Below are 4,350 nucleotides of genomic sequence, written 5' to 3'. Positions count from 1 at the left end.
GTCTTGTCTTCATCGTGGGACTGGCAGGCGGCCAGGGTGAGGACGGTCAGGCAGGCGAGAACGAGGCGTCGCATCGTCGGGGCTTTCCCTTATGGGCTGGAAACACGGCACCGAGTGTAGCCGCAGCGGAGCCCTGCCTGCCCATCCTGTCCCAAGCACTAGTTCTGCCAAGTCTTCCAGGGGTTCGTAAGGTCGATATGCCGAATCGGCAAATTCACAAAGTACTGGCATTTGCTCCCATACACCGTTAGTTATAGGCAGCGCCGATGATTTCATTCGGAAGGGAGTGCTTCGGCGCATGGAGCAAGACCGCGGGTCCAGTGCCTGCGGTATGACGCAGGGGGTGGGAGATGTGTGTCATGGGGTATGTCCGGAAAAGTACGGGCAACGACAGGGGCGTTGCCGGGAAACGGTATCCGCAATGGAGTCCGTTCCCGTCGATGCAGACGAGGACAACGAGGTCAATCCGCAGGGAGGTTATCGCATGAGCCGTCCTTCCGATGTGCCTGGTCTGGAAGACTACGATCTGGTGACACTGGGCGCTTCGCTGGGTCTTTGCGAAGTGGACTTGTTGACATTGAGCCCTGCGCGACCTCGCGCATACATCGCGTCGAAGATGCAAGATGGCGTGACCTATCTCACGGCGCATATCGACTTCGACGTTCGCGGCTCGCTGACGGTTCCCGAAGACGCTTGCATGCTCGTCTACCTGCATGAGGCCGGCGAGCGCAGCTGGTGCCAGGGCATCAGCGTGGAGTCGGACATGGCGGTCACCTTGTTGCGAGGGACCCCCACCGACTTCATGTTCGAACGCGGCACGCGCTTCACCATGGTGGTGGCCCCGTACGCGCGCTTTCGCTCGCGTTTCCTCGCCTCGGACCACGCCGATGTCGACATGGCCGCACAGCGCCTGCGCCTCTTCTCGGTGCACTCCGGTCATCTCAAGCGCGCGTACCGGCAGATCGCGAGCCAGGTGAAAGAGGCGGGGGATCCGGTCATGGGTCCGATCGAGGACCTGCTGGACGAGCATATCCGCGTCGCCCTGGCCTCGTCGCCCGAGGAGCGGCCCGTGGCATCGCGCGGCAGGCGCGCGCATTACCAGGTGGTGCGGCGGGCCGAACGCTTCATGCGGGCGAACCTGCGTCGCGACATCTATTCACAGGAGCTTTGCCAGGCGGCCGGTGCGAGCGAGCGCGGGTTGCGTTATGCCTTCGACGACCTGCTGGGCATTCCGCCCAACCGTTACCTGGCGATGCTTCGCCTGTGCACGGCGCATCGCAGCCTGGTGACGGCGGAAGCCGGCCGCCGTTCGGTGAAATCGGTCGCGCTCAGTTGCGGTATGTGGGACCTTTCGCGTTTCGCGGAAAAGTACCGCAGCGTGTTCGGTGAACAACCACGTGAGACGCTCACTCGCAGCTCGCCGACGGAGGACCTCTCCGCGGTCGAGGAATACGACGGCTGGTAATGCATCGCGGCACAGGGAGGTGCCGTTTCCGATTAGCGCGTTGCCGCATCCGACTACGCCGTTGCCGCAATTGATCAACTCCGCACCCCGGTCGATCCTCTAATCGAGCCGTCCGCGCACGACGCGGTCGACCCATCGTTAGGGGAAAGAACAATGAATCTTCGGATCCTCGATCTGCCGGGGCGCGCCGTGCGGTGCGCGCTCCTTTACCGGCGCGTGGCGGCGCAGGCGGCGATGATGTTGATGACCTCTTTCTTCGCGGCTGACGCCCTGGCGCAAGAGGCGCAAGTGGACGGCTCGTCGAGTCCGCCACCCGCACCCGTCGCAAGCACCGCGACCGGCGGTGCGCCCACCGTTACGCCCACGTCGAGCGCGGCGTCCACGGCGCCATCCGATACGACGGCCGAGACCACGGAGGAGGACGAGGACGACAACGCGGCCACGGTCGCGATGCAAGGCATCCTCGCGACCTCGCCATCGATGCGCGCGGCGTTTACCTCGACCCCATATGCCACCACGGGCCCGATCGTGTCGCCCATGGCGATCGCACCGGGGGATCCCCGCTACCCGTTGCCGGCCGAACCCAACCCTGCCGGCCTGATCCTGGGAACCGGCGGTCTGGTCGGCAATGTCGGTGGCGCGCTGTCGCCCACGCTCACCTCCTTGCTCAATCCCAATGCGCAATACCTGAGCAGCGGCGCGCTGAACCTCGCCGCCGTCAACGTCACCGGCACGTTCCAGACGATCGGCATCGGTAGCCTCAGCCTGGTCAACCTGACGCCCGTCTCCACGGCGATCAACGGCACCCTCATGGGGCAGAACCAGCATTTGACCTTGCTTGGCGGCGTCACGTCGGCAAGCTATATCACCAACGTCAACCGGGGCACCGACGGATTCTTCGCCGGTGGTGGCGGCATCCTGCTGCCGAACGGCGCGCCTGCCTGGTCGTCCGACTGCGCGAGCCTGCTGGGTATTCCGCTGGTTCGTTGCTGGGCCGTGAATCCCGCCCAGGACAACCAGGTGATCGTCGGCGACAAGGCGACGGCCAACGGATCGCAGGAAGTGGTCATCGGCCGCGGTGCGAGCCATACGCTTCCCGCGGAAGACGCCGATACGGTGTTTCCCGGCTCCGGCCGCAACGACCCGAACGATCCGACCGGCGTGCCGACCAACGATTTCGCCGCGCGCAAGGGCAACTCCGTCGTGATTGGCGACAGCGCCTCGGGCACTGCCAATGCGCAGACGATCGTCGGCGCGAACGCCACGTCGTCGCAGGTGAACAGTGTCGCCCTCGGCAACGCGTCGATCGCCGATCGCGCCGCGGCCACCGGATACATCGCATTCGGGCTTGCCGCGCCACAGACATCCGTCGGCGCCGTGTCCATCGGCAGCGCGGGCAACGAACGCCAGCTCACCCACGTTGCCGCGGGCACCGACAGCTACGACGCCGTGAACGTGTTGCAGCTCCAGGGTGCGATCTCGCAAGTCTCCGCGCTCGATCCGCTCGCGGTGACCTACGACCCCGACGGCGGTGGCTTGCCGACGAACTCGGTGACCCTGGTCGGCGCGGGCACGGGCGCGGTGGGCGTGCACAACCTCGCGGCGGGATCGCTCGCCGCCGGCAGCCTGGATGCCGTCAACGGCACACAGCTCGATACGACCAACCAGGCGGTGGCGACCTTCCTGGGTGGCACCACGGCCGCCGGTCCCACCGGCGTGTTCACCGCGCCGACGTTCAACGTCACGCACGTCGATGCGGCGGGAGCGGTGAGCGTCGGTACGCACGCCGACGTGACCAGCACCTTCACCGATCTCGGCACCTCCATCGGCAACCTCAATCTCCGGCTCAACACGTTCTATACCAATGGCGTGGATTACGTCGCGATCAATTCCACGGGCGTGTTGCCTTCGGCGACCGGCACGGAGGCCATCGCCATCGGCGGTGCCACCACCGCGTCGTCGAACAACGCGATCGCGATCGGCAACGGCGCGACCGCGTCGCATGCCGACAGCATAGCCATCGGCAATGGATCGGCCACCAGCGTCGGTGCCGAAGCCGGTTACACGGCTTTTGGGCTGACCGCGCCGCAAAGCTCGACGGGTGAGGTGAATCTCGGCGGTCGCAAGGTCACAGGCGTGGCCGCAGGCACCCTGGATACCGATGTGGCGAACGTGGCGCAGCTGCGCGCGGTATCCACCGGCCTCACCGATCTCAGCCGCCTGTCGGTGCTCTACGACAATGATGGCGCGGGGAACCCACTCAACTCGCTCACGCTGGTCGGTGACGGCTCCGGCACAGCCGTCGCCGTGCACAATCTCGCCGCCGGCAGCCTCGCCCCGACGAGTTCGGATGCCGTCAACGGCGCCCAGCTCGGATCGATCACCCAGGCCCTGGCGGGCTATCTGGGCGGCGGTGCGGCTTTCGACCCCGTCACCGCGATCTTCACCGCACCCGCGTATGCGTTGCGCCCGGTGGACGCAGGCGGCAACGTTTCGTCGGCCTCGTTCGCCAATGCCGGCGATGCGTTCACGTCCCTCGACGACTCGGTCTTCGCCTTGAACAGCCGGGTGAATGCTATTGCGGCCGGGCTCTCGCCCTATCTGGACGTCCAATCCGTCGCCGTGGCCGCCGACGCGACAGGCAACGAGAGCATCGCCTTGGGTGGCGCGGCGCAAGCCTCCGCCGACGACGCCATGGCGGCGGGCGCCCAGGCCAATGCCAGTGGCACCGGTGCGGTGGCGCTGGGTGCGCGGGCATCGGCTTCCGTCCAGGGTGGCGTCGCCATCGGCAGCGACTCGGTGGCCGATCGCACGGGCGGTGGCAACGAGGCATTCAGCGGCGTCGCGGTGCCCGTGCAGGGCGTGGTGTCGGTGGGCAGTGCGGG

General features: G+C 66.5%; 2 protein-coding genes. Both read left to right on the top strand.

Annotated features, from left to right (window positions below; genetic code table 11):
* The first annotated feature begins 421 nt into the window (after positions 1–421).
* Positions 422–1,465, top strand: a complete 1,044-nt coding sequence (locus ACR9ZJ_RS18960; protein ID WP_481288641.1) for a helix-turn-helix domain-containing protein — start codon at positions 422–424, stop codon at positions 1,463–1,465.
* A 153-nt stretch (positions 1,466–1,618) separates the two neighbouring features.
* On the top strand, positions 1,619–4,350 hold a 2,732-nt coding region (locus ACR9ZJ_RS18955; RefSeq protein WP_481288640.1), incomplete at its 3' end, for a beta strand repeat-containing protein.

The sequence above is a fragment of the Luteibacter sp. KNZ12-1A genome, from assembly GCF_056755675.1.
The sequence above is the reverse complement of the archived record's forward strand: the minus strand, read 5'-3'. Positions and strand labels throughout refer to the sequence as shown.